General features: G+C 71.2%; 20 protein-coding genes, 1 tRNA gene and 1 other RNA gene. 9 read left to right on the top strand and 13 right to left on the bottom strand.

Translation table 11 applies throughout. The features are described from left to right. The first annotated feature begins 157 nt into the window (after positions 1–157). The gene (locus tag ASE68_RS05255; protein WP_055855855.1) at positions 158–754 is read left to right on the top strand and encodes a hypothetical protein; all 597 of its coding nucleotides are present in this window, start codon (positions 158–160) and stop codon (positions 752–754) included. An 8-nt stretch (positions 755–762) separates the two neighbouring features. Here the strand turns inward: ASE68_RS05255 and ASE68_RS05250 are convergent, their stop codons facing one another. The 5 genes from ASE68_RS05250 to ASE68_RS05230 form a co-directional block, all read right to left on the bottom strand. Next, a complete protein-coding gene (locus tag ASE68_RS05250; RefSeq protein ID WP_055855852.1) occupies positions 763–1,917 on the bottom strand; it encodes a GGDEF domain-containing protein in 1,155 nt (384 codons plus the stop codon). Next, positions 1,914–3,554 (bottom strand): cell wall metabolism sensor histidine kinase WalK, encoded by a 1,641-nt coding sequence (locus ASE68_RS05245; RefSeq protein WP_082462031.1) that lies wholly within the window; start codon positions 3,552–3,554, stop codon positions 1,914–1,916. The genes ASE68_RS05250 and ASE68_RS05245 overlap by 4 nt, the downstream gene beginning before the upstream one ends. 87 nt (positions 3,555–3,641) lie before the next feature. Beyond that, positions 3,642–4,391: an SGNH/GDSL hydrolase family protein gene (locus ASE68_RS05240; protein WP_082462030.1), complete on the bottom strand. Its 750-nt coding sequence runs from the start codon at positions 4,389–4,391 to the stop codon at positions 3,642–3,644. A gap of 59 nt (positions 4,392–4,450) precedes the next feature. Continuing rightward, positions 4,451–5,506 carry an aspartate-semialdehyde dehydrogenase gene (locus ASE68_RS05235; protein ID WP_055855845.1) on the bottom strand — a complete coding sequence of 352 codons (1,056 nt, stop codon included), beginning with the start codon at positions 5,504–5,506 and terminating at the stop codon, positions 4,451–4,453. A gap of 214 nt (positions 5,507–5,720) precedes the next feature. Further along, positions 5,721–6,995, bottom strand: a complete 1,275-nt coding sequence (locus ASE68_RS05230) for an aspartate kinase (protein WP_055855843.1) — start codon at positions 6,993–6,995, stop codon at positions 5,721–5,723. Between the two features lie 247 nt (positions 6,996–7,242). Between ASE68_RS05230 and ASE68_RS05225 the strand changes: the two genes are divergently transcribed. Then, a complete protein-coding gene (locus ASE68_RS05225; protein ID WP_162238249.1) occupies positions 7,243–10,086 on the top strand; it encodes an alkaline phosphatase family protein in 2,844 nt (947 codons plus the stop codon). 137 nt (positions 10,087–10,223) lie between these two features. Then, positions 10,224–10,724: a hypothetical protein gene (locus ASE68_RS05220; protein WP_055855836.1), complete on the top strand. Its 501-nt coding sequence runs from the start codon at positions 10,224–10,226 to the stop codon at positions 10,722–10,724. 74 nt (positions 10,725–10,798) lie between these two features. Here the strand turns inward: ASE68_RS05220 and ASE68_RS05215 are convergent, their stop codons facing one another. The 3 genes from ASE68_RS05215 to ASE68_RS05205 are packed head-to-tail and all read right to left on the bottom strand — an operon-like array spanning position 10,799 to position 14,438. Further along, positions 10,799–11,161 carry a nuclear transport factor 2 family protein gene (locus ASE68_RS05215; protein WP_055855833.1) on the bottom strand — a complete coding sequence of 121 codons (363 nt, stop codon included), beginning with the start codon at positions 11,159–11,161 and terminating at the stop codon, positions 10,799–10,801. A 46-nt stretch (positions 11,162–11,207) separates the two neighbouring features. Beyond that, on the bottom strand, positions 11,208–11,804 hold the full coding sequence (recR, locus tag ASE68_RS05210; RefSeq protein WP_055855830.1) for a recombination mediator RecR: 597 nt from the start codon (positions 11,802–11,804) through the stop codon (positions 11,208–11,210). A gap of 3 nt (positions 11,805–11,807) precedes the next feature. Further along, positions 11,808–14,438 carry a DNA polymerase III subunit gamma and tau gene (locus ASE68_RS05205; protein ID WP_055855827.1) on the bottom strand — a complete coding sequence of 877 codons (2,631 nt, stop codon included), beginning with the start codon at positions 14,436–14,438 and terminating at the stop codon, positions 11,808–11,810. A gap of 78 nt (positions 14,439–14,516) precedes the next feature. On the opposite strand from ASE68_RS05205, the gene ASE68_RS05200 reads away from it, so the two are divergent. After that, the gene (locus ASE68_RS05200) at positions 14,517–14,891 is read left to right on the top strand and encodes a TraR/DksA C4-type zinc finger protein (RefSeq protein ID WP_235480768.1); all 375 of its coding nucleotides are present in this window, start codon (positions 14,517–14,519) and stop codon (positions 14,889–14,891) included. A gap of 40 nt (positions 14,892–14,931) precedes the next feature. Here the strand turns inward: ASE68_RS05200 and ASE68_RS05195 are convergent, their stop codons facing one another. The 4 genes from ASE68_RS05195 to pta all read right to left on the bottom strand — a co-directional run bounded on the left by ASE68_RS05195 (position 14,932) and on the right by pta (position 20,785). Beyond that, the gene (locus ASE68_RS05195; RefSeq protein ID WP_055855825.1) at positions 14,932–16,464 is read right to left on the bottom strand and encodes an MFS transporter; all 1,533 of its coding nucleotides are present in this window, start codon (positions 16,462–16,464) and stop codon (positions 14,932–14,934) included. Further along, a complete protein-coding gene (locus ASE68_RS05190) occupies positions 16,461–17,111 on the bottom strand; it encodes a helix-turn-helix transcriptional regulator (RefSeq protein WP_055855822.1) in 651 nt (216 codons plus the stop codon). Before ASE68_RS05190 ends, ASE68_RS05195 begins: the two co-directional genes overlap by 4 nt. A gap of 303 nt (positions 17,112–17,414) precedes the next feature. After that, positions 17,415–18,623 carry an acetate/propionate family kinase gene (locus ASE68_RS05185; protein ID WP_055855819.1) on the bottom strand — a complete coding sequence of 403 codons (1,209 nt, stop codon included), beginning with the start codon at positions 18,621–18,623 and terminating at the stop codon, positions 17,415–17,417. After that, on the bottom strand, positions 18,620–20,785 hold the full coding sequence (gene pta / locus ASE68_RS05180) for a phosphate acetyltransferase (RefSeq protein WP_055855815.1): 2,166 nt from the start codon (positions 20,783–20,785) through the stop codon (positions 18,620–18,622). The genes ASE68_RS05185 and pta overlap by 4 nt, the downstream gene beginning before the upstream one ends. 171 nt (positions 20,786–20,956) lie before the next feature. On the opposite strand from pta, the gene ASE68_RS05175 reads away from it, so the two are divergent. The 5 genes from ASE68_RS05175 (at position 20,957) to ASE68_RS05160 (ending at position 24,506) form a co-directional block, all read left to right on the top strand. Continuing rightward, positions 20,957–22,312 carry an NAD(P)/FAD-dependent oxidoreductase gene (locus ASE68_RS05175; protein WP_055855812.1) on the top strand — a complete coding sequence of 452 codons (1,356 nt, stop codon included), beginning with the start codon at positions 20,957–20,959 and terminating at the stop codon, positions 22,310–22,312. Beyond that, a complete protein-coding gene (locus ASE68_RS05170; RefSeq protein WP_082462026.1) occupies positions 22,309–23,343 on the top strand; it encodes a bile acid:sodium symporter family protein in 1,035 nt (344 codons plus the stop codon). The genes ASE68_RS05175 and ASE68_RS05170 overlap by 4 nt, the downstream gene beginning before the upstream one ends. Beyond that, entirely contained in the window at positions 23,340–24,320 is a 981-nt protein-coding gene (locus ASE68_RS05165; RefSeq protein ID WP_055855809.1) for an NAD-dependent epimerase/dehydratase family protein, read from the top strand. Before ASE68_RS05170 ends, ASE68_RS05165 begins: the two co-directional genes overlap by 4 nt. 6 nt (positions 24,321–24,326) lie before the next feature. Next, positions 24,327–24,423: signal recognition particle sRNA small type (gene ffs, locus ASE68_RS19775), an RNA gene on the top strand. Continuing rightward, positions 24,422–24,506 (top strand) — tRNA-Ser (locus tag ASE68_RS05160). Before ffs ends, ASE68_RS05160 begins: the two co-directional genes overlap by 2 nt. A gap of 215 nt (positions 24,507–24,721) precedes the next feature. Here the strand turns inward: ASE68_RS05160 and ASE68_RS05155 are convergent. Next, positions 24,722–25,294, bottom strand: a complete 573-nt coding sequence (locus ASE68_RS05155) for an AAA family ATPase (protein WP_055855805.1) — start codon at positions 25,292–25,294, stop codon at positions 24,722–24,724. Positions 25,295–25,327: the final 33 nt, after the last annotated feature.

The raw sequence follows: 25,327 nt of genomic DNA, 5'->3' as shown, positions 1-25,327 counted from the left end.
AGCGTCCCCGCACCACGTTCCGAGTCTGGCGGGGCGACCTCGGGTTCAGCGCTGGGATGCGATAGCGTCGGCTCAAGATCTGCTCAAGATTCCGGCGTTTGGGGGGGCCAGACGTCGCCGGACCGGAAGGCATCCCGTGCGCGAGCATCCCAATCACGTGTCCGTCCGTCGCATCGCAGCCGTCGCGGCGATCTCGGCCGCAGCGTTCCTGCTGGGCGGATGCTCGGCGCCGCCGTGGCTCGCCGGAAGCGGCACCCCGTCTCCATCGCCCTCGGCGACGAGCACTGCAGCGCCCGTGCAGAACGACCTCGCGGCCGGTGCCGTCACCCGCACCATCGAGGTCGGCGCGGTCACGCTCACGATCGACTACTGGTCGACGCTGCCGATGGATCAGTGGACCGCCGCCGCGAACAAGCCCCTGAGCTTCTCGGTGCATGCCGTGGTGACCCCCGCCGACGGCCAGAAGATCTACCTCGCCAAGGTCACGGCGGTCCCGGTCGTCGGGGGCCCCGGAGGCTCACTGCCCGCACCCGAGCCGATCGTCGACCAGGCGAGCGTCGCACCCGGCTACCTCGTGCTCGACCCGTACAGCTACAGCCAGACCTTCATCGTGCCGCCCCTCGACGACGCATCCACCAGCCTCGACCTGACGATGAAGTACGAGCTCCTGCTGCAGTCGACGCCGACCTCCGCCGACTACGCGAAGCAGACCGCCGTCGACACGCTGTCGATCGCGATCGCACCGGAGGGCTGAGCGAGGAATCACTCGGCGACCGCGACCACACCGCCGCCCTTCGCCCGAGCGTTCGCCGCGGCATCCGCTGCAGCCGTCATGAGCGCGTCGAAGTCGTAGCCGAAGCGATCGGTGCCGGCGAGGCCGATGCTCGCCGAGAGCCGGAGTCCCTGCGCGGCGTCGATGCGATGCTCTCGCAGCCCTCGCTGAACCGCCTCGGCATCATCGGCGGCCAGGTCGAGCCGTGCGTACGGCGCGACCAGGACCAGCGATCCCGGCCCGTCGTGGCCGATGTCGGAGTGGGGCGAGCCATGGCGCCGCACGATCTCGGTGAACTCCGCCAGCAGCTGGTTGCCCACTGACCGACCGAACGCCGTGTTCAGCGCGTCCAGTTCGTCGACCTCGATGCGCATGAACACGAGCTGCTCGTCGTGATAGTTCGCTCGCTCGAGCCAGTCGCCGACGATCTCGCGGAACGAATCGTCGTTCAGCACGGCGTCGGCGGAATACGGCAAGGCCATGCTCCGCCGACTCGACGCGCGCGGCACCCGCTCGCCTTGGAGGACGACGAGGCTCACGACGGCGACGACCATCAGCGCGATGAGCACGAATCCGGCGGACTCGGTGCCGAGCGCAGCCCTGAACCACGGGTCCTCCGGGCCGATCGCGATGAATGCGACCGCCCTCGTGGCGTAGTAGACGGCGACGATCACGAAGATGACCGTCAGCCCGCGCGCGGCCCAGTGCACGCGCATCGGCGCGCGCACGGTCTCCCACACGCCGAGCGCGGCGAAGAGGGCGATGAGCGCGAACATGAGGAGTGCACCCGCCCAATCGCCGCCGTCGGCTCCTGCGGCGAGCACCGCGACGGCTGCCGCGCCCGCCGCGAGGAGTGCGATCCACGCGAGCGGCCGCCGCCCGTTGTACGCCCGCGCACCGCACCAGAGCAGGGCCGGGCTCAGCACGACCGCGGCATTGCCGATCGCGACCGCCCACCAGGCCTCGGGGTTCACGATCCAGGTCGCGTAGGAGAACGACGCGAGGATGCCCGACATGAAGGCGACCGCCCAGACTCGGCCGGCGGCATCCGCCGTGCGGAGCACCGTGTCGAGGATGAACATGACGCCCGCGACGATGGTGACCGTGATCACCGCGAGCTGAATGGTGTACGGATCGATGATCACGGCTCCCCCTGGCCCGCGGTCGGCAGCGTGACGATGACGGTCGTCCCGACGCCCTCCTCGCTCTCGATGGACAATCTGCCCCCGTGCCGCTCGACGAAGTCGCGTGCAATGCCGAGCCCGAGGCCGCTGCCGTGCACGCTCCCCTGGCGCACGGACTCCGAGCGGAAGAATCGATCGAAGATCTTCGGCAGCTCGGCCTCGGGTATGCCGATGCCGGAGTCCCGCACGACGATCCAGGCCGTGCCGTCGTCGGCGGTGACCCCGATCGAGACCTCCCCGCCCTCGTCGTTGTACTTGATGGCGTTCGAGAGCAGGTTGTCGACCACCTGCCGAAGACGGAACGGGTCGACGCGTGCGATCACCCGCTCGGCCGTCGTGATGGTGACGGTGATGCTCCGCTCGTCGGAGCGGGGGCGGAGCGACTCCACCGAGTCGCGCACGATGGATCCGAGATCGGCGTCGACGAACTGCAGGAGCGGGGGCGCATCGGCCTGACGCGCGCTCTGGAGGATGCTCGCGATGAGTTCGAGCATCCGCTCGCCGTTCCGCTCCATGATCTCGAGGTTGCGCCGAACCGGGGCCGGCAGCCCCGGGTCGTCGAGCGAGAGTTCGATGTAGCCGAGCACCGAGGTCATCGGCGTGCGCAGCTCATGCGAGACCGACGCGACGAGGTCGTCGCGAGCGCGGATCGCCCGGAGTTCGGCCGTCACGTCGCGCACGACGAGCACGCTGCCGTCCGGTTCGTTGTCGACATCGAACAGGCGGCGTGCCGTCGCCGCCACGGCCGCCAGCTCGTGCCGCTCCGTCGGGATCCACGTGATGACGTCGTCGAATTCCTCGCCGTCGGCGGCCCGGTTGAACGGGAGCTCGCGGGCGTCGAGGGCGGTCGCCCGGTCCTCGGCGAACGCCGTGCCGTGGCGCGCGTCATCCGGCCGCCCGATCTCCAACCCGTAGAGCCTCGCGTACGCCGCGTTCATGATCGCGCCGCGTCCGTCGCGGTCGAGGCGCACGACGCCGAAGTCGACCGCGTTCAGCACGTCGGCGAGGAGGGCCTCCTGCCGGCTCGCCCGCCGGAGCGCCCGCTCGAGCTGGGTCGCCTGCGAGCGCAGCAGCACACGCTGCGCCGCGGCACGTCGACTCGACAGGACCGCGCTCGTCGCGACGAAGAGCAGCGCGATCGGCAGCAGCACCACGCCGGGGACGGCCGCAGACGCGAACTCCCGATCCGCGAGGATCTCCGACGTCCAGACCAGCACCGATGCGGACCCGACCGCGATGATGGCACCGCGCACCCCGAAGTAGCTCGAAAGCCAGAGCGTGGGGAAGATCCAGAGCAGGCCGACGCCGATCCCCGGGTCGCCGATGCGCATGAGGCCGATGGCGACGATGTCGAGCACCGGCACGATCATCACGAAGTCGCGCGGCAGCCGATGCCACGGGGTCACGACGGTGACGCCGGTGACCACGAACGCCAGGACGACGCCCGTGAGGACGAGCGGCTTCGCCATCGACCCCGGCGCGAACGCCTGGAGGGTGAAGACCACGACGATCAGCGCCACGCCGAACAGCAGCTGCGACAGGATCACCGAACGGTCGAGGGTGACGCTCCCCCTCTGAGGCTCCCCCGATGCCCGCATGCAGCGAGCCTACTCGCGCGGGCGCCTGACTCGTCGAGGGCGTTCCGGCCACCCGAGACACGCTGCGCCGATGCGCGATGCGGCGGATCAGAGCCCGATGGACCGCAACTCCGCGTCCATGCGACGCGCCATCTCGGCGTAGCCCTCGTCGTTCGGATGCAGGCCGTCGTCCGCCATCCAGTCGGGGTGCCCCTCGATCCAGTGCGAGGCGCCGGCGATCCAGTCGGCGTCGACCCGCTCGGCTCCCGCCCGCACCCAGGCGATGATCTGCTCGACCGACTCCGGGCGCTCATCGGTGTACCAGAACGGCTCGACCACGACGAGCCGGGCGTCCGGCAGCTCCTCGGAGAGCCGTTGGAGGTCGGCGTCGATCGCCGCGCGGATGTCGTCGGCGCGCGAGGGCATCGAGAAGTTGTCGTTCAGCCCCATCGTGACGAAGACGAGGTCGGGCGCCGGCTCCTGCGTGACGATCGCCTCGACGAGGTCGGTGCCGGGGCCGCCGAGACCCGGCTCCCGGTTGGTCACGAAGCCGAGTCCGTTGACGCTCGGGTTGAACTCCGCCCAGCCTCGGTCGGCCGCGATGATGCTCGACCAGCGTCGCTCCGGGCTGCTCGCACCGGTGCCGAGCGTGTACGAGTCGCCGTAGAACGCGACGACGGGCGCGTCGGCCGGCAACGCCTCACCTGCGCGGTCGGATGCCGGTGCGCCGGCGCAGGCCGCCAGCAGCAGCCCGACCGCGCAGGCGCCGACGATCGCGCCGATGCGCGAGCCCGGTGGGCCCGCGCTGCCCGCCCTGCCCGCCCAGATGCCGAACGCCCGCCTGCCCCGAGTCCTCATGAGAGTGGTTCGGGGCCGACGGGCGTTCGGATGGTCGGCGTGGTCGCCTCGCCGGTGTGTCAGACCGCCGCGGGCTGCTTCGCCGCGATGAGCTCCGCGATCTGCACGGCGTTCAGCGCTGCGCCCTTGCGGAGGTTGTCGTTCGAGATGAAGAGCACGAGGCCCTTGCCGTCTTCGGCCGACTGGTCCTGACGGATGCGACCGACGTAGCTCGGGTCGGTGCCGGCGGCCTGCAGCGGCGTGGGCACGTCGCTGAGCGCGACGCCGGGGGCGTCCGACAGCAGCTCGGTCGCGCGCTCGGGCGTGATCGGGTTCGCGAACTCCGCGTGGATCGAGAGCGAGTGACCAGTGAAGACGGGCACGCGCACGCAGGTGCCGGCCACGCGCAGGCCCGGCAGCTCGAGGATCTTGCGGCTCTCGTTGCGCAGCTTCTTCTCTTCGTCGGTCTCGAGGTCGCCGTCGTCGACGATCGAGCCGGCGAGCGGGATCACGTCGAACGCGATCGTGCGCGGGAACTTCTCGGCCTCGGGGAACTCGACCGCACGGCCGTCGTGCACGAGCAGGATGGCGTCCTGCGCCACGGCGGCGCGCGCCTGCTCGAGCAGCTCTTCTCCACCGGCGAGCCCGGCACCCGAAACGGCCTGGTACGTCGAGACCATGAGGCGCTCGAGCCCGGCCTCGTCGTGCAGCACCTTGAGCACCGGCATGGCCGCCATCGTCGTGCAGTTCGGGTTGGCGATGATGCCCTTGACGGCCTCATCGATCGCGTGCGGGTTGACCTCGCTCACGACGAGCGGCACCTCGGGGTCCATGCGCCAGCCGCTCGAGTTGTCGACCACCGTCACGCCGGCCGCGGCGAAGCGCGGGGCCTGCGCCTTCGAGAGCGTGGCTCCGGCCGAGAAGATCGCGATGTCGAGGCCGCTCGGGTCGGCCGTCGAAGCGTCTTCGATGACGATGTCCTCACCCTTCCAGGGGAGGGTCGAGCCGGCCGAGCGCGCCGAGGCGAAGTAGCGGATGCTCGCGACCGGGAAGTCGCGCTCCTCGAGCAACTGGCGCACGACCGCGCCGACCTGACCGGTGGCGCCGACGACGCCGATGTTCACTCCGTGTGCCATGCGTGATTCCCTATCTCTGCGGGCTCGCGGCATCACCGCGACCCGGACGATCGTCATTCCAGTGTGCAGGACGTCGGCGCCGATTCAGGACCGAATGCGAGCATTCGTCCGGTTCTGGCAGCTTTCGCCCGATCTGCGGCAGTCGACGGATGCCGCGGGCGGCCCCGGTGCGACGGATGCCGCGGCATCCGCTCGACCGAAGCCGGCGTTCGACTCAGCGGCCGGTGCCGCCGTGCACGACCGCGTCGACGTCGGAGTCGAGCCCGAACGCCGTGTGCACCGCGCGCGCGGCGTCGGCGACGCTGTCGGCACGCGTCACGACCGAGATGCGGATCTCGCTCGTGGAGATCATCTCGATGTTGATGCCGGCCTCGTAGAGCGCCTCGAAGAGCTTCGCCGAGACGCCGGTCGCGCTGCGCATGGCGTTGCCGACGAGCGAGAGCTTGCCGATCTGGTCGTCGTACTGCAGCGACTCGAAGCCGATCGAGTCCTTCGCGTTGGCGAGGGCCGTGAGGGCGCGCTCGCCGTCGGCCTTCGGCAGGGTGAACGAGATGTCGGTGCGCCCCGTGGTCGCCGCCGACACGTTCTGCACGATGACGTCGACGTTCGCGTTGGTGTTCGCGACGATCTTGAAGATCTTCGCCGCGACGCCCGGCTTGTCGGGCACCCCGACGACGGTGATCTTGGCCTCGGACAGGTCGACCGCGACTCCGGCGATGACGGACTCTTCCACAGCTGCTCCTTCGGGAAGACGCGAGGGGTCGTAGACGATCGTCCCCTCGTTGTTGTTGAACGACGAACGCACGTGCAGGGTCACGCCGTGGCGGCGGGCGTACTCGACCGCGCGGATGTGCAGCACCTTGGCACCGGATGCCGCGAGCTCGAGCATCTCTTCGCTGGTCACGCGGTCGAGCTTCTGCGCCCGCTTGACCATGCGCGGATCGGAGGTGAACACGCCGTCGACGTCGGTGTAGATCTCGCAGACGTCGGCCTCGAGCGCTGCGGCGAGGGCCACGGCCGTCGTGTCGCTGCCGCCGCGGCCGAGCGTGGTGATGTCGCGCGACTCCCGGCTGAAGCCCTGGAAGCCGGCGACGATGACGACCGCACCCTCGTCGAGCGCCTCGCGGAGGCGCACCGGGGTGACGTCGACGATGCGTGCGGCGCCGTGCGTGGCATCCGTGATCATGCCCGCCTGGCTGCCCGTGAACGAACGCGCCTCGTGGCCCATGCTCTTGATCGCCATCGCGAGCAGCGCCATCGAGATGCGCTCACCCGCCGAGAGCAGCATGTCGAGCTCACGGGGCGCCGGGAGCGGCGAGACCTCGTCGGCGAGGTCGAGCAGCTCGTCGGTCGTGTCGCCCATGGCGGAGACGGCGACCACCACGTCGTTGCCCGCCTTGCGGGTCTCGACGATGCGCTTGGCCACGCGCTTGATGCTCTCCGCATCGGCGACGGACGACCCGCCGAACTTCTGCACGATCAAGCTCACGTGGTCTCCAAGGGGGTGGGTGGGGCGCCGGGTTTGCACCTCGGGACGCCGGAACCTCCATCATACGTGCGGCGCGTATGCGCCTCCGGCAATGTGACGGCGGCCCCCACGGCATCCTCGAAGTTGTATCTATATGGGTCTCGAATGCTCAGAAGATGTTCACCTACGTGTTCCCCGGTTTCGCTCGGAATCCTCCGCCACCGCCGACAGACTCGGAAATCCACCCATCTGGAAAGGACCAGAAATCGTGCGAACACGAAACCGCGCCGTGATGCTCACGGCCGGCTGCCTCGGCATCGGACTCCTCATGCCCGCCACCCCCGCAATGGCCCACGACAGCGGGGAACTCGCCGCGACCACCTCGTTCTCCGAGGACTTCGACTCCCTGAGCGGCTCGCTCGGGCCGTCGGTCCACGAGACCCACATCCCCAAGACCACGCTCGGCTGGACACCCACCGCACCCACCGGCTGGACCGTCGCCAACGATGCATCGATGGGTGCCAAGGGCAAGAGCGAATGGCGCGGCTGGACGTTCGCGACCCCGTCGTTCTGGGCCGCGGCGCAGGGCGGGCAGGGTCGCGAGGCCTTCGCGAAGGGCTCCGGAGTCGTCGCCGTGGCCGACAACGACGAATGGGACGACGGGAACAACCCCGGCGAGCAGCTCTTCGCCAGCACCCTCACGTCGCCGTCCGTCGCCGTCACGGGCGGCTCGACGGTGCACGTCAACTTCGACTCGAACTACCGCCAGACCGGACCCCAGGTCGCCGCGCTCGAGGTGTCGTTCGACGGCGCCGCTCCCGTGCGGCTCTTCGAATACTCGACCGCCGTACTCGGCGACCAGGTGTACCTGCAGAACCGCACGCTCACCCAGCCCGTCGCCGTGCCGGTCGGCGCCACCTCGATGAAGCTCGGTTGGGTCATCGAGAAGGCGACGAACGACTGGTACTGGGCCGTCGACAACATCAGCGTCGACTCCGAGCCGCGCGCCGGCGCCGAATCGCCGCTGCCCGACCCCGGCCCCCGGCCATCCGATGTGCCCGACGGCATCAGCTCCCGCAAGGTGCTCTTCATCGACTTCGACGGTGTTCGTTTCGACAAGCTCACCGAGTACGCGACGCCGAACATCGACGCGCTCGCGGCGAAGGGCCAGATGGGCGTCGGCTACATGCAGGACAACGCGCTCGGCCCGACCGTCTCCGGTCATGGCCACGCCAACCTGCTCTCAGGCGTCTGGGTCGACAAGCACCGGTCCCCCGACAACAACTTCGCCAATCCGAACATCGAGGCCTACCCCGACGTCCTCACCCGGCTCGAGCAGGTCGATCCCGGGTTCGCGACATTCTCCACGGCCGACTGGAAGCCGCTGAACGACCACCTGATCCTCCGTCCGGACGTCAAGATCCAGCAGACCGGGGCCTCCGCCGCAGCCACCGACGAGCAGAGCGTCGCCGACGCTCTCGAGGTGCTCGGAACCCGGAACCCCGACGCGATGGTCGTCTACCTCCACAACGGCGACGCCACCGGCCACAGCTACACGGCCGAATCGCCCCAGTACAAGACCACGATCGAGAAGCTCGACGCGCAGGTCGGCGAACTCGTCGCCGCGATCGAGGCGCGAGAGGCGGCATCCGACGAGGACTGGCTGATCCTCGCCTCCACGGACCACGGCTTCACCGGCTACGGTCACGGCGGCGACCAGCACCTCACCCGCATGATCTGGACCCTCGCGTCCGGCGGCGACGTTCCCGTCTCGGGCACGGCGACCCGGCAGTGGCGACAGGTCGACATCGCGCCGACCGCGCTGGCGCACCTCGGCGTCGACATCGACCCCGAGTGGGGCCTCGAAGGCGTGCCCATCGGCACCGAGTCGACCGACCCGTTCGACACGCTCGTCGGGTCGCTCGGCGACGTCGTCGACGAAGCCCCGAAGCCGGTCTTCTCCGGCGGATGGACGAAGCAGACCCCCCGGGATTGGCAGATCGACGAGCAGACGCCCGACCTCGGCGTCGCCGAGTACCGCGGCTGGTCGTTCATGGACGGCGAGTTCTGGGCGACCAGCGAGGAGGGCCAGGGACGTGGCTCGTTCGTGCGCGCCCGCGACGTGATCGCGGTCGCCGACCCCGACGAGTGGAACGACAAGGGCAACCCCACGGCATCCGGGGCCCGTTTCGACTCGACGCTGTACTCGCCGTGGCAGGACGTGCGCCCCGGCGGCGCCGTCGACGTGTCGTTCCTGCAGCACTACCGGCAGATCACGGCCGGTGTGCCGCAGCATGCGGAGGTCATCGCCGAGTACGACGACGGCACGAGCCAGGTGCTGTGGTCCCGCGACGGCGTCGCCGACGGCGCCCTGTTCGAGATCAACCAGCCCGTCGCGTTCTCGACGACCGCACCGGCCGGTGACGTGAGCAAGGTGCGCATCGGCTGGCGACTCTCCGACGGTGCCAACAACGGCTACTGGGCCGTCGACGCACCCGAAATCCGCGCGGACGCCCCCGACCCCGCGATCGCCCCCGTCATCACGAGCTCGCTCACCGACGGTGCGATCCTCCGCGGCAAGGCGGATGTCTCGATGACCGTCGCCGGCGAGAACCTCCAGGCGTTCCACGCCCAGCTCTACACCGCCGACGGCGCTCAGGTCCCGTCGGTCAAGGGCTACCAGTGGGAGCCGAGCACCGATTCGCTCACCCTCCCGGCGGTCGACTTCAGCACGCTCGCCGACGGCGAGTACACCTTCGTGTTCTCAGCCAAGGCCACGAGCGGGCTTCGTGGCGAGCTCGAGGTGAAGGTGAAGGTGGACAACACCCGACCGACGCTCGACCTGACGATCGCCGAAGGTCGGGCCGACCTCGTCGCGACCGACGCCGTCGGCCTCCGCCGCGTCGCCGCGAACGTCTACGACGCCGCGAACTCCAAGCTGCTGAAGGCGATCGGCTCCACCTCGGCCTCGACCGCGATCGGCGCGACCGAATGGACCGGTGGATGGACGCTGCCGAGCGGCCTCGCCTCCGGCACCTATACGGTGCGCGCAGCCGTCACCGACCTCTCGGGCAACACCCGTACGGTCACCTCGACGGTGACGATCCCGTAGGCGATGCCGCACCGACCATCGTCGAGGTGCCCATGACGGCATCGCGATGAGGGTCCAGGAAGGGTCGGGCCTCCCCCGGCCCTTCCTGCGTGCCACGAGCCTCGCCATCGACGGGCCGCCGCCGATAGAGTGCGGGCATGTCCGAGGCGCTTGAACCATGGTCCGAGTTCAACGTGGCGATGGTCGGGGCGACCGCAGCGCTCGCGGGCCTGCTCATCGTGGCGATGTCGGTGAACATCGGCGCGATCATGAGTTCGAAGACGTTGCCCGCCCGAGCCGCCGCGTCGATCGCGACCCTCGTGCTCGCGATCGTGGTCACCGGCCTCGCGCTCGCGCCCGGACAGCCGCTGTGGGCCTACGGCATCGAGGCGCTCGTCGCGGCCGCCGTCGCCGCCGCATTCGAGGTGCATGCCGTGCGCGCGATCTTCCAGGACGACCAGCATCGGGGAACGGCGCGCGAGCTCGCCGCGAAGTCCGCGGCCGGGCTGCTGCCCATCGTCGCGTACCTCGTCGGGTCGGTGCTGCTGCTCGCGGGCGTCGTGCCGGCCGGCCTGATGGTGCTCGGCATCGCGACGATCCTGGCGATCGCCTCGGCGATCGTGCTCGCGTGGGTCGTGCTCGTCGAGGTGCTGCGCTGACGGATGCCGGTGGCGGATGCCGGTGGCGGATGCCGGTTGCAGGCCGCCCGTCGCGGGCCGCCCGTCGCCCGAGCTCAGTCCTTGTGGCCTCGCGCCATGTACCACTCGGTGTACTCGGTGGCACGGCCGTCGGGCGCGAGGCGGATGATCCAGAGGTTCAGGTAGTCGCTGCGGGCCGGATACACGGTGCGCCCCTGCACGACGACGAACCCGTCGTGCTCGTGCAGCACCTTCCAGTCGAAGGCCCAGGTGCCCGGCTCGTCGAGGTCTTCGAGCCAGCCCGCGACGATCTGCTCTCGCCCGACGCGCGGCTGCGAGTCGGGGCTCGTGAGGTAGACGGCGTCGTCGGTGAACAGCGCGCCGATCTCGTCGGGGTCGTTCGACTGCCAGGCGGCGACGTACCCCGCAACCCATTCGGCACCTCGACTGACGGCCATGCACCCAGTCCAGTCCACCGCGCGGTCGGCGTCAACCCTCGTCGGGTCAACCGACCACGCGCCGCCCCTCGAAGGCACGGCCGAGGGTGACCTCGTCGGCGTACTCGAGGTCGCCGCCGACGGGGAGGCCGGAGGCAAGACGGGTGACGCGGATCTCGAGGGTGGTGAGCAGTCGGCTGAGGTAGGTCGCCGTCGCCTCGCCCTCGAGGTTCGGGTCGGTCGCGATGATGACCTCGGTGACGGTGCCGTCGGCGAGGCGCTGCATGAGCTGACGGATGCGGAGCTCGTCGGGCCCGATGCCGTCGATCGGGCTGATCGCGCCGCCGAGCACGTGGTAGAGCCCGCGGAACTCGCGCGTGCGCTCGATCGCGACGACGTCCTTCGCCTCTTCGACCACGCAGATCAGGGCGGGGTCGCGGCGCGGATCACGGCAGATCGAGCAGGTCTCCTGCTCGGAGACGTTGCCGCAGATCGCGCAGAAGCGCACCTTCGTGCGCACGTCCATGAGGATCTCGGCGAGCCGGCTCACGTCGAACTGCTCGGTCTGCACGATGTGGAACGCGATGCGCTGCGCCGACTTCGGCCCGATGCCGGGAAGCCGGCCGAGTTCGTCGATGAGTTCTTGGACGATGCCTTCGTACATGCGCTAGCCACGCTCCCCGAAGCCGGGACGTGCCGGCGTCTCGACCTCTTCGAGGAAGGTCGCGCCGAGAACCTCGCGCACGACGGCCTCGCCGTAGCGCTGGATGCCGCCGCTGGTGGAGGCGCTGGTTGAGGCGCTCCGTGCAGCGTTCGCCGCGCGCTGCCTCGGCGCGGGAGCGGATGCCTCGGCCGAGGCCTCGGCACGCGCCGCCGGCTGCGTCGGCGCGACCCGCTGGGAACCTTGAGGTCGTCCCGCGCCCGGTTCGTCGGCCGGAACGCGGTCGAAGTCGGGATCGAAGGGCGGCTCCTCGTCGAGCGGAGGGGCATCGGCGTCGTCTGGGGCGCTCGGGGCCTCGATCGATCGCGTGGCCTCGCGCTCGACCACGGGCGAAGCGGACGGCGCGGACTCGACGGTCGCCGCAGCGGCGGGGCGCTCGGCCTCGCGCGTCGCGGTCAGCAGGGCCGTCGCGGTGCCGGCGGTGGCGCCTGACGCGCCGTCGGCCGGGTCGCCCGGGATCGCGACCGTCGCCCAGGAGTCGACCGGCGCCGAGGCTGCGGCCTTCGCCGAGGGTGCGGAGGTCTTCGGTGCGGACGTGCGACCGGCGTCGCGTGCGGCACCGGACTTCGTGCCCGACGTCGACGGAGCCCCGGAGGACGCCGCCGGCCCGGAGCCGGGTGCTGGTGGCGCCGCAGCCGCGCTCGGCGCCGCCGGTGCGGAGCCGGCGGATGAAGCGCCGGCGGGCGCGGAACCGGGCGGCGCGGAACCGGCAGGCGCGGAACTGGCAGGCGCAGGGCCGCCGGATGCAGGCGCGGCAGGCGCGGGCGACGCGCCGCCCCCGTCGGCCGCTCGGCCGGCGGGCTGCTGGCCCGGGGCCTGCGCGCCGATGACCCGCGGAATGAACTTGACCTGGATGCCGAGCACCTCGGTGATCGCCGCACGCAGCAGCTCTGCGGGGCTCTGCGCGCCGGCGGAACCCCTGAGGTCGTTCACGTCGTTCTGGCTGGGGAATCCGAGCAGGAGCACGCCGTCTTCGGAGCGGTAGTCGATGACCTGCGCGGTGAGCGCGGCCATCCACGCGGTGCGCTTGACCCGCTGCAGCGCGGCGAGCACCTCGGGCCACGCATCGCGCATCTGCTGCACCGTGACCGGCCCGACGAGCGCAGGTGCCGGGGCGGGTGCGGAAGGCGCCGGGGAGGTCTCGGGCGCGGCCGGCGCAGCGGCTGCCGGCGTCGTCGCGGCCGACTCCGGCGCGGCAGAAGCAGCCGCAGGCGGGGACGCCGGGGCCGACGTGGTGGGCGCTGGCGCAGACGGCGCTGCAGCAGGCGCCGGCGCTGCCGGCGCAGGAGCGGCCGGCGAAGGGGCGGCCGGCGAAGGGGCGGTCGGCGCAAGAGCAGCCGGTGCAGGGGCGGAGGTCGGGGCCGGCGCGGCAAGCGCTGCACCGCCGCCGGACGGCGCGCCCGCGGCATCCGAGAACCCGACGCGACGCTCGAGTCGCTCGACGCGTGCGAGCGCGCCGCGCTGCGTGTCGTCGATCGCGGGCACGAGCACGCGGGCGAGCATGAGCTCGAGGTGCAGGCGCGGCGAGGTCGCGCCGCTCATCTCGGTGAGGGTCTGGTTGACGAGGTCCGCGACGCGAGAGAGCTCGGCGGCCCCGAAGGCGGCGGCCTGCGTGCCCATGCGCGCGAGCTCGTCGGCCGGGACGCCGCGCAGCACCGCCGCGGCGGCCTCAGGCGTCGACGCGGCGACGATGATGAGGTCGCGCAGGCGCTCGAGCAGGTCTTCGACGAATCGGCGGGGGTCTTGGCCGGTCTGCACGACCCGGTCGGCGGCGGCGAACGCCCCGGCCGCATCGCCCTGGCCGATGGCGTCGACGACCTCGTCGAGCAGCGCGCCGTGCGTGTAGCCGAGCAGCGCGACCGCGCGCTCGTAGTCGATGCTCGTGCCCTCGGAGCCGGCGATCAGCTGGTCGAGCAGTGAGAGCGTGTCTCGCGGCGAGCCGCCGCCGGCGCGGACGACGAGCGGCAGCACGCCGGGCGCGACCTCGACGCCCTCTTCGCTGCAGAGTTGCTGCACGTACTCGAGCATCGGGCCGGGCGGCACGAGCCGGAACGGGTAGTGGTGCGTGCGCGAGCGGATCGTGCCGAGCACCTTGTCGGGCTCGGTGGTCGCGAAGATGAACTTGACGTGCTCAGGCGGTTCTTCGACGAGCTTCAGCAGGGCATTGAAGCCCTGCGGCGTGACCATGTGCGCCTCGTCGAGGATGAAGATCTTGTAGCGGTCGCGCGCCGGGGCGAACACGGCGCGCTCGCGCAGGTCGCGCGCGTCGTCGACGCCGTTGTGGCTGGCGGCGTCGATCTCGACGACGTCGAGCGAACCGCCGCCACCGCGAGCGAGCTCGACGCAGCTCGGGCAGGTGCCGCACGGCACGTCGGTCGGCCCCTCGGCGCAGTTCAGGCAGCGCGCGAGGATGCGCGCCGACGTCGTCTTGCCGCAACCGCGCGGGCCGCTGAACAGGTAGGCGTGATTGACGCGATCGGTGCGCAGCGCCGTCATCAGCGGATCGGTCACCTGCGACTGTCCGATCATCTCGGCGAACGTCTCGGGCCGGTAACGGCGATATAGGGCGGTGACCACGCCTCAATCGTAGTTGCCGCGTCTGACACGCGTTCCGGATGTCGTGGGCGTAGCATGCGGTGATCGAAAGGGGGCATGATGACGGCGACGACGATGACACCGGCACAGCTCACGAGATTCGAGGCGAGGCTGCGCGCCGAGCGCGCCGACGCCGAGCAGCGGCTGGCCGAGTTCGACGATGCGATGACCGCGGTGCGCATCGCGAGGAGCGACGCGACGGCCGACGACGAGCACGACCCGGAGGGCCCGACGATGACCCAGGAGTGGTCGCAGCGCAGCGCCGTGCTCGCCGATGTGCGGGCCGAACTCGCGGATGTCCAGCATGCGCTCGCGCGCATCGCCGACGGCAGCTACGGCGTCTGCTCGAACTGCGGCAAGCGCATCACGGTCGCACGCCTCGATGCGCGCCCGACCGCGGAGCTGTGCATCGACTGCGCGCGCCACGTGCGCTGAACCGAACCTGCCTCGACCGCCTCGGCGACATGCCGTCGCGCTACCGCGAGTAGTCTCGTTCTGCCGGTTCGCGCGGGTCGGAAGCCGCAGAACGCGACCGCTCGGCGTCGGCGCCTCGGCGCGCCGCATCGACTGGCGCGTCATCGTCCGCGGCGGTGACGGCGGTGCCGCCGGCGGCGGCGGCGAGGCCCGCGAACGCCCGGATGAACAGCGGACTCGCACCGAGCACGAGGTAGAGGCAGCCGGCGCCGATGAGCGTCGGCGTGAGGCCGACCTGCTCGACGGCGAACCCGCCGACCAGCGCGCCGAGCGGCATCGACGCCGCGACGCCGGCCGTCATCGCGCCGAACACCCTGGCCCGCATGCCGTCGGGCACCTGCCGGTACATGGCCGTGGCGATCATCGGGTTGAGCATGCCGGCCGCGAGACCCGAGCAGAGCAGCACCGCGAGCAGCACGGGCAGCGGCACCCCCGCCGCCATCGCGAGGTACGGCGGCGCGCCCGCGAGCATGAAGCAGGTCGCGAACAGCCCGCGCCCCGAACGGCGATGCCCCACCCAGCCGAACACGGCCGACCCGGTGAGCGCGCCGGCCGCGAAGCATGCGACCATTCCGCCCAGCAGCCCGGCCTCGCCGAGCACCTCGGTCGCATAGACGGGCTTCAGCACGGTGATGCCCGCGGCATCGATCGCGTTCGTCAGCGTCACGAGCAGCACGACCGCGAGCAGCAACGGCGAGTGCAGCATGAAGCGGATGCCGGCGACGAAGCCGCCCTTCGTCGCCTCGGGTTCGGGCGAGTCAGCACCTGAAGCGGCGCCGGAATCATCCAGTGCCTCGGCCGGCGACGACGACCGGGCCGCCGCCGCGCTCGGCACGAATGCGAGCACCAGCGCCGCGGAGACGAGGAATCCGGCCGCATCGAACACGAGCGCCGGCATCGGCCCGGCGAGCGCCACGGCCACGCCGGCGATGCCGGCCCCGATCATCGAGGCGGTGCGCTGCACGGTCGACTGCACGCCGGCGGCGCGAGCCAGTGGCATCCGCGCGAGGGCTGCGAGATCGGGAACGAGCACGGTCTTCGCCGTGTCGCCCGGCGGGTCGAGGAGCCCGCCGAGGAAGACGAGGGCGAGCAGCACGCCGAAGTGCAGCCCGATCGTGGCCGCGAGGATCGGGATCGCGATGACCGTGACGCCGCTCGCGACGTCGGCGACGATGCTCGAGAGGCGGTACCCGAAGCGGTCGACGAGCACGCCGCCGAGCGCGCCGCCGATCACGAGCGGCACGGTGGCGAAGACGCCGGCGACGCCCGCGGCGAGCGGGGATCCGGTCTGTTGCAGCGCAATGATCGGGATCGCGATGAGAGCGATGGCGTTGCCGGCGAGCGAGAAGAACTGCGCCGCGAACAGCGCGAGGATCGGCAGGCGACGGCGCGGCTCCACCGCCGGGCCGTCGGCCGGCACGTCTCCGGCCGGCGATGCGGAGTCGGCTGCCGTTTCCCGGGCAGGGCCGGCCGATGCCTCCGGTTCGTCGGCCGCGACCGAACCGGCGGATGCCGCGCCCGATTCGCCGCTCACGACCCGCTCCGCGGGAACACGTGCGTGATCCACCGCACGAGGCGCGTGTCGGGCTCGGGCTCGCGACCGCGGCCGAGCGCCCACCACTTCTCGTGGACGGCATCGAGCTCGGCCGCGAGCTCGCGCATCTCGTCGATCGAGAGGCGCGCACCGCCGTCGCTCGAGTCGGACGCGGCGACCCACTCGGGTTCGAGCGCGATCTCGGCGTCGAGCGCGTCGAGCAGCTCGCGGTGGTAGGACTCGAGCACGGTGCGCCGCATCGCCTCGGACGCCTCGCGCCGATCGGGGTCGCCGAGGAACTCCTCGGCGTGCATCACGGTCATCTCGTGCGCGGACTTCCACCAGCGCTCGCGACCGTCGCGCTCGCGCTCGGGCGCCGGCACGACGAAGCCGTGCTTGGCGAGCGTGCCCAGGTGGTAGCTGATCGATCCGGATGCCGCGCCGGTGGCCTCGACGAGCATGCCGACCGAGTGCGGGCCTCCGGCCCTCAACAGCCCGAGGATGCGGAGGCGCAGCGGGTGCGCGAGGGCCCGCATCGAGCCGGCGTCGTGCAGGCCGATGCGCCGATCGGCCGGGCCGGCACCCTCGACGGGGCTGCTGGCAGGGGTACCGGCGGAAGCGGCCGCGTCGGGTGCGGGAGTGTCCATGCTCGCCATGCTAGATCAGCAAGAGTTCTTGCACAACATTTCTTGCAGAAGGGGTCCCCGAAGTCAGTCAGTCAGTCCGTCCGTCGTCACCAGGAAACTCAGGAAATCCGGCATCATGCGCGCCCCACAGCGCCCATGGCGCCGAATCTCCTGAATTTCACGCCCGGCGCTACGCACGGCGGTACGCCCGGCGCTACGCCCGGCGGTACGCCCGGCGGTACGCACGGCGTCACCGGCGGCGGTGCGCAGCGGTACGCGCAGTGGGCGCGCGGTGGGAGCCGCAGTGCGGCGGTGCGCCGCGCGTCAGCCCAGCACGACCTCGAGCGCCTGCCGCGCGATCTCGAGCTCCTCGTTCGTCGGCACCACGAGCACCGCCGTGCGCGACGCGTCGGTCGAGATGCGGCGGGCGCCGCGCTCGCGCGACGCGTTGCGCTCCTCGTCGATCTCGACGCCGAAGCCCTCGAGTCCGGCGAGCGCCGCGCCGCGCACGGTCGCCGAGTTCTCGCCGACGCCGGCCGTGAACACGATCGCGTCGACGCGACCGAGCTGTGCCGCGTAGGCGCCGACGTACGAGCGCAAGCGGTGCGTGTAGACGTCGAACGCGATGACGGATGCCTCGTCGCCGGCCTGACGCGCGGCCTCGAGGTCGCGCATGTCGGCGTGGCCGCTGAGGCCGAGGATGCCGCTCTGCGAGTTCAGCAGCCGGTCGGTCGCGTCGGCATCGAGCGAGGCCCTGCGCTGGAGGTGCAGCAGCACCGCGGGGTCGATGTCGCCCGAGCGCGTGCCCATGACGAGCCCCTCGAGCGGGGTCATGCCCATGCTCGTGTCGACCGATCGCCCCTCGGCGACCGCGCACGCCGATGCCCCGTTGCCGAGGTGCAGCACGATCAGCCGCAGCTCCTCGACCGGGCGCCCGAGGAACTCGGCCGCCGCACGCGACACGAACCGGTGCGACGTGCCGTGGAACCCGTAGCGGCGCACGCGGTGCTTCTCGGCGAGCGCGCGGTCGATCGCGTAGGTGTACGCGGCGGGCGGCATCGTCTGGTGGAAGGCCGTGTCGAAGACGGCGATGTGCGGCACGTCGGGGAACGCCCGCTCGGCCGCGCGGATGCCGGCCAGGTTCGCGGGGTTGTGCAACGGCGCGAGCACCGAGAGCTCGTCGATGTTGATCTTCACGAGCTCGGTGATGACGGTCGGCTCGAAGAACCGGGCTCCGCCCTGCACGACCCGGTGCCCGACCGCGACCGGCGCGTGCTGCTCGAGCGAGGGCCCGTGCGATGCGAACGCCTCGAGCATGACCGCGAAGGCGGCGTCGTGGTCTGGTGCGTCGACCGCGGCATCCCACACCGACGGCTCGGCGGCACCGGGCGCGGAGGCCGTGTGCTTCACGTGCCCGTCGGTCGTGCCGATGCGCTCGACCAGTCCACTGGCGAGCGGATGCCCCGTCTCGACGTCGAGCAGCTGGTACTTGAGCGACGAGGAACCCGAGTTGACGACGAGCACGATGCTCATGACGCGTCGGCCGCCTGGATCGCCGTGATCGCCACGGTGTTCACGATGTCCTGCACGAGTGCCCCTCTCGAGAGGTCGTTCACCGGCTTCTTGAGGCCCTGCAGCACGGGCCCGATCGCGACCGCCCCGGCCGAGCGCTGCACGGCCTTGTACGTGTTGTTGCCCGTGTTGAGGTCGGGGAAGATGAACACGGTCGCCCGCCCCGCGACATCCGACTCGGGGAGCTTCGTGCGCGCGACCGCCGCGTCGGCCGCGGCGTCGTACTGGATCGGCCCCTCGACCGCGAGCTCGGGCGCGCGCTCGCGCACGAGCTCGGTGGCCCGCCGCACCTTGTCGACGTCGGCGCCCGTGCCGGACTCGCCGGTCGAGTACGAGAGCATCGCCACGCGCGGCTCGATGCCGAACTGCGCGGCCGTGCGCGCCGACGAGATCGCGATGTCGGCGAGCTGCTCGGCGGTCGGGTCGGGAACCACGGCGCAGTCGCCGTAGACGAGCACGCGATCGGCGAGCGCCATGAGGAACACGCTCGAGACCACCTCGACGCCCGGCTTCGTCTTCACGATCTCGAAGGACGGGCGGATGGTGTGGGCCGTCGTGTGGACGGCCCCCGACACCATGCCGTCGGCGAGTCCGAGCTCGACCATCATCGTGCCGAAGTACGAGACGTCCTGCACGGTGTCGCGGGCCTGCTCGAGCGTGATGCCCTTGTGCGCACGGCGCTTCTGGTACTCCTCGGCGAAGCGGGCGACGTGCACGAAGTCGTGGTTGGAGAGCACCGTGGCGCGGGAGAGGTCGAGGCCGAGGCCGATCGCTCGCGAGCGCACCTCGATCTCCTCGCCGAGGATCGTGAGGTCGGCGACGTCGCGCGCGAGCAGGGTCGCCGCGGCGCGCAGCACGCGGTCGTCGTAACCCTCTGGCAGCACGATGTGCTTGCGGGCGCTGCGGGCGCGCTCGAGCAGGCCGTACTCGAACATGAGCGGGGTCACGACCTCGGGCGCGGCCACGTCGAGCAGGTCGAGCAGGGCCTGGCCGTCGACGTGCTTCTCGAAGAGCGAGAGCGCGGTGTCGCGCTTGCGCTGCGACTCGGCGGCGAGCCGCCCTCGGGTCTGGGTGATCGCGACCGCCGTGTCGTAGCTGCCGAGCGTCGTGCGGATGATCGGCAGGCCGGCTCGCAGGCCCTCGACGAGCCGCTCGACCTGCTCGGAGAGCGGGAACCCGCCCACGAGCACGATGCCCGAGATCGACGGGAAGTTCGCCGACGCGTGCGCGGTCAGCACGCCGAGCAGCACCTCGCTGCGATCGGCCGGGATGATCACGATCGAACCCTCGATGAGGCGCGTGAGCACGTTCTCCATCGACATCGCGGCGATGACGACGCCGAGGGCCTCGCGGTCGAGCAGGTCGGGGTCGCCGGTTGCGAGCTCGCCGTCGACGGCCTCCATGATCGAGCGCACCGACGGCGCCACGAGCACCTGGTCTTCGGGGATCGCCCAGACGGCGACGGATGCCGCGCCCTCGGCGTCTCGACCGGCCGCCTCGTGGGCGGGCACGCGCTTCATGACGGGCTGCACGGCTGCGACGATCTCGTCGAGCCGATCGCCGTCGGCGCGGTTGACGACGACGCCGAGCAGCGTGGAGTGCTCGCGCGCGAGTTCTTCGACCGCGAGGTCGGCGAGCTGGGCGACGTCGTCTGGCGTGCGCGCCTCGGCCTGCCCGAGGTGCTCGGCGCGCTGGCGCCCGCCGCCGACGCGGCCGCCGAGCACGAGCAGCACGGGGGCGGCGAGGTTCGCCGCGATGCGGGCGTTGTAGGCCAGCTCGGTGGGGCTGCCGACATCCGTGAAGTCGGAGCCGAGGATCACGACCGCGTCGCAGCGGTGCTCGATGGCCTTGTAGCGGCGCACGATCTCGGCGAGCGCGCCCTCGGGGTCGGCGTGCACGGCGTCGTAGTCGACCCCGATGGCCTCGTCGTAGGCGAGGGGCACGACCGCGTCGTGCGCGAGCAGCAGGTCGAGCACGTAGTCGCGCTCGTCGATCGACCTCGCGATGGGCCGGAAGACGCCGACGCGCGTCGCGCGCCTGGTCAGGGTGTCGAGCACCCCGAGGGCGACCGTCGACTTTCCGGTGTTGCCTTCGGCCGAGCAGATGTAGATCCCGTGCGCCACCCTGCAAGCCTATTGGGCGGGGCCCCGAAGCGGACTGGGAGTCTCCCGCGAGCGCCCTCCCGAGCCGCGTGAGAGCGTGTGCAGAGAACCGAGCAGGCTTCGCTTATGCTGGGTCGGCCCCACGGCCGGGCCGTCTCCCCCAGCGGTCCGCATCCAGCACAGGAACCACCAGTGAACCCCATCGCCCTCATCGGAGCGGGCCCCTCCGGCCTCGCAGGCGCCCGCGCGCTCAGCCGCGCCGGCATCCCCTTCCACGGATTCGAGGCCGGCCCCGACGTCGGCGGCCTCTGGAACATCGACAACCCGCGTTCGACCATGTACGAGTCGGCGCACCTCATCTCGAGCCGCACGACGACCGAGTTCGCCGAGTTCCCGATGCGCTCGACCGCCGACTACCCGAGCCACCGCGAGCTCCTCGGGTACTTCGGCGACTACGCCGACGAGTTCGGGCTCCGCCGGCACTTCAGCTTCGGCACGCGCGTGACGAAGGTCGAGCCCGTCGACGGCGACGCGACCGGCGCGAGCGGCTGGCTCGTGACCTCGACCGGCCCCGGCGGCGAGACGACGGGCGAGTACTCGGCCGTGGTGCTCGCCAACGGCACCCTCGCCGAGCCGAACCTTCCGGCCTTCCGCGGCGAGTTCTCGGGCGAGATCATGCACACGAGCGCCTACAAGTCGCCGAAGGTGTTCGACGGCAAGCGCGTGCTCATCATCGGCGCCGGCAACTCGGGCTGCGACATCGCGGTCGACGCGGTGCACCACGCGGCATCCGTCGACATGTCCGTTCGTCGCGGCTACTACTTCGTGCCCCGCTACCTCTTCGGCAAGCCGTCGGACACCCTGAACCAGGGCCGCCCGCTGCCCGCGCCGATCAAGCAGTTCATCGACAAGCGCGTCCTGCAGGCGTTCACCGGCGACCCGGTGCGGTTCGGGTTCCCGAAGCCCGACTACAAGATCTACGAGTCGCACCCGATCGTGAACACGCTGATCCTGAACCACCTCGGTCAGGGCGACCTGCGCATCGTGCCCGACATCGACCGCTTCGACGGCAGCACGGTGCACTTCGCAGACGGCACCTCGGGCGAGTACGACCTCGTCATGCTCGCGACGGGCTACCACCTCGACTACCCGTTCGTGGATCGCGCGCACCTGAACTGGACGAAGGCCTCGCCCGAGCTCTTCCTCAACATGTTCCCGCCGTCGTTCAACGGGCTCTTCGTGCTCGGCATGATCGAGGCGTCGGGCATCGGCTGGCAGGGCCGCTTCGAGCAGGCGGAACTCATCGCCGCCTACCTCGCCGCGGTGCGCGACGCCCCGGAGACCGCGGCCGCGTTCCGATCCCGAGCGGATGCCGCGTGGCCCGACCTCAGCGGCGGCTACCGGTACCTCGGGCTCGAGCGCATGTCGTACTACGTCAACAAGGACGCCTACCGGCGCACCGTGAAGAAGCTGCTCGGCACGCTGCCCGCGGCATCCGCCCCCTCCGCCTCGATCAGCTCGACCACCGCCCAGGAGGCACGCGCATGAACATCGACGACGTCGTCCTGAACTTCACGCCCGGCTCGATGGTCGCCCTGAACATCGTGCTCGGGTTCATCATGTTCGGCATCGCGCTCGACACCGCGCCGTCGGACTTCAAGGCCGTGCTCAAGGCGCCGAAGGCCATGATCATCGCGATGCTCGCGCAGATCATCCTGCTGCCCGCCGTGACCTTCGGGCTCACGCTGCTGCTGAACGTGCAGGCTTCGATCGCGCTCGGCATGATCCTCGTGGCGTGCTGCCCGCCGGGCAACATCTCGCAGGTGCTCACCTACCGCTCGCGCGGCAACGTCGCGCTCTCGGTGTCGATGACGGCCGTCGCGAACGTGCTCTACATCTTCATCCTGCCGATCAGCGTCGTGTTCTGGGGCAGCATCCACCCGACGGCGTCCGAGCTCGTGCGCACCGTGAGCCTGAACGGCTGGCAGATGCTGCTCGAGATCTTCCTCATCATCGGCCTGCCGTTCTTCGCCGGGCTCCTGATCCGCGCCAGGTGGCCGCGGTTCGCGAAGCGCGTGCAGCCGTACGCCCGCTGGATCAGCCTCGCCGCCCTCGTCGGCTTCATCGCGATCGCGCTCATCGGCAACTGGGCGGTCTTCATGGCGTACATCGGCGTCGTGCTCGTCGCCGTGTTCCTGCACGATGCGATCGCGCTCGGCCTCGGCTACGCGAGCGCCCGCATCGGCGGCCTGCCGAGCCGGGAGCGCAAGGCGATCACGTTCGAGGTCGGCATCCGCAACGCCGGCCTCGGGCTGGGCCTCGTGTTCACGTTCTTCGGCGGCATCGGCGGCATGGCGATCGTCGCCGGCTGGTGGGGCATCTGGGACATCATCGCCGGCCTCCTGCTGGCGACGGCCTGGGCCCGCGTCACGCGCAAGGCGGATGCCGCGTGGGCGGCGTCGCACGCGGCCGAGACGTCGGGCGAGGCGGGCGCCGACGGCGGCCCGGTCGGCGGCTCGCCCGTCAGCTCGCCCGTCGAGGCGCCGGTCGACGGCGCCCGCCCCGAGGCCTCCGCATGAGGCGCATGCTCGTCACCGGCGGCAGCGGCTTCCTCGGATCCAACGCCGTGCGCGCCCTCGCCGCCCACCCCGGCGTCGAGCTCGTCGTCTCGGGCGACGTACGGCCGCCCGCGGCATCCGCCCCCGACGGCGTCGTCGTCGAGACCTGCGACGTGACGGATGCCCCGACGGTGGCCGCAGTGGTCGAACGCCACGCGATCGACACGATCGTGCACCTCGCCGCCATCGTGAACCCGGGCGGCCTCAGCGAGGAGGTCGAGCGCCGCGTCGACGTCGACGGCACCCGCAACGTGCTCGACGCGGCCGTCGCCAACGGCGTGACGCGCATCGTCGTCTCGTCGTCGGGCGCCGCGTACGGCTACCACGCCGACAGCCCCGAGTGGCTCACCGAAGACGACGCGATCCGCGGCAACGAGGCGTTCAGCTACTCGCGGCACAAGCGCCTCGTCGAGGAGATGCTCGCCGCCTACCGCGCCGAGCACCCCGAGCTCGGCCAGGTCGTGCTGCGCATCGGCACGATCCTCGGCCCGTCGGTGTCGAACCAGATCACGGCGCTCTGGGAGGGCCGGCGCATCCTGAAGATCCGCGGCTCCGAGAGCCCGTTCGTGTTCATCTGGGTCGACGACGTCGTGGGCGCCATCGTGCAGGGCGCGACCGGTGACGTGACTGGGGCGTTCAACGTGGCCGGCGACGGCAGGGTCACCGTCAGCGAGATCGCCGAGGCGTTCGGCACACCGACGCTCGAGCTCTCGCCCGGGCTGCTCGCCGGCGCGCTCCGCGTCGGACACGCCCTGCGGCTCACCGTGCACGACGCGAACCGCGTCGGGTTCCTGCAGTACCGCCCCGTGCTCGACAACGCGCGCCTCAAGCGCGTGCTCGGCTACACGCCCGCCAAGACGAGCCGCGAGGCGTTCGACGCGTACCTCGCGGCGCGGCATCCGGAGCTCGCGTCCAATTCGGCCCCGCGGCTCGGGTAGACTGTCCGAGGCTCCTCACGTGGCGCCATCCAGGCCAACTCCCCCAGGGCGGAAACGCAGCAAGGGTAACCGGGCTCTGGCGGGTGCGTGAGGGGTCATCAGGAGGATTCGCCTAGTGGCCTATGGCGCACGCTTGGAAAGCGTGTTGGGTGCAAGCCCTCGGGGGTTCGAATCCCCCATCCTCCGCAGAAGAGGGAAACGAATTCCGGGTGACGCACAGCGCTCATCCGGGGTTCGAATCCCCATCCTCCGCAGAAGAGGGAAACGAATTCCGGGTGACGCACAGCGCTCATCCGGGGTTCGAATCCCCCATCCTCCGCCAGCACCACCCGAACGGCCCGATCGCCTCGCGATCGGGCCGATTCGCATTCCGCCGGCGTGGGTCCCGCGCGGGTCGCCGATCAGCCGTCGGAGACGCGCGCCTCGGCCCGTCGCTCGAGGATGAGGTCGACCGTCGCCTCGACGCTGAGCTCCGACGAGTCGATCCAGAGGCCGAGCCGGGGCGTCTCGCGCAGCGCGGCGTCGAAGTCGGCAACGGACCAGTCGCCGTAACCGCGCTTCGGGCGCGACGCCTCGCGCGCCTCGACGACGTCCGGCCGCGGGGCGAGCACGATCACCGAGAGCGGACGATGGCAGATCCGGCCGACCATGCGTTCGAGGTCCTCGCCGAGGTAGAGGTCCTGGACGACCGCCGAGATGCCGGCGTCGGCATAGGCGTCGGCGACGGTCGCCGCGAGGCGATGCCGCAGCTCGAGTTGCGCCTCGGCCGCCGGACTCAGCGGATTCGACATCTCGGCACGGCCCGAGACGAGCATGCGCCGGAATCCGTCGCCGCGAACGTGCGCGGCGTACGGCAGCCGCCCGGCGAGCACCTGCGCCACGGTGGACTTGCCGGCCGCCATGACGCCGGTGATGAGGAACACCTCAGCTGCCCCGACGCGGGCGTGATTCGGGGCGGCATCGGCGGTCGACATCGGGTCAGCATATGGCCGGACGGCGCGCCGCGG

The organism is Agromyces sp. Leaf222, assembly GCF_001421565.1.
Taxonomy (GTDB): Bacteria; Actinomycetota; Actinomycetes; order Actinomycetales; family Microbacteriaceae; genus Agromyces.
This window is presented reverse-complemented; position numbering and strand designations above follow the sequence as displayed.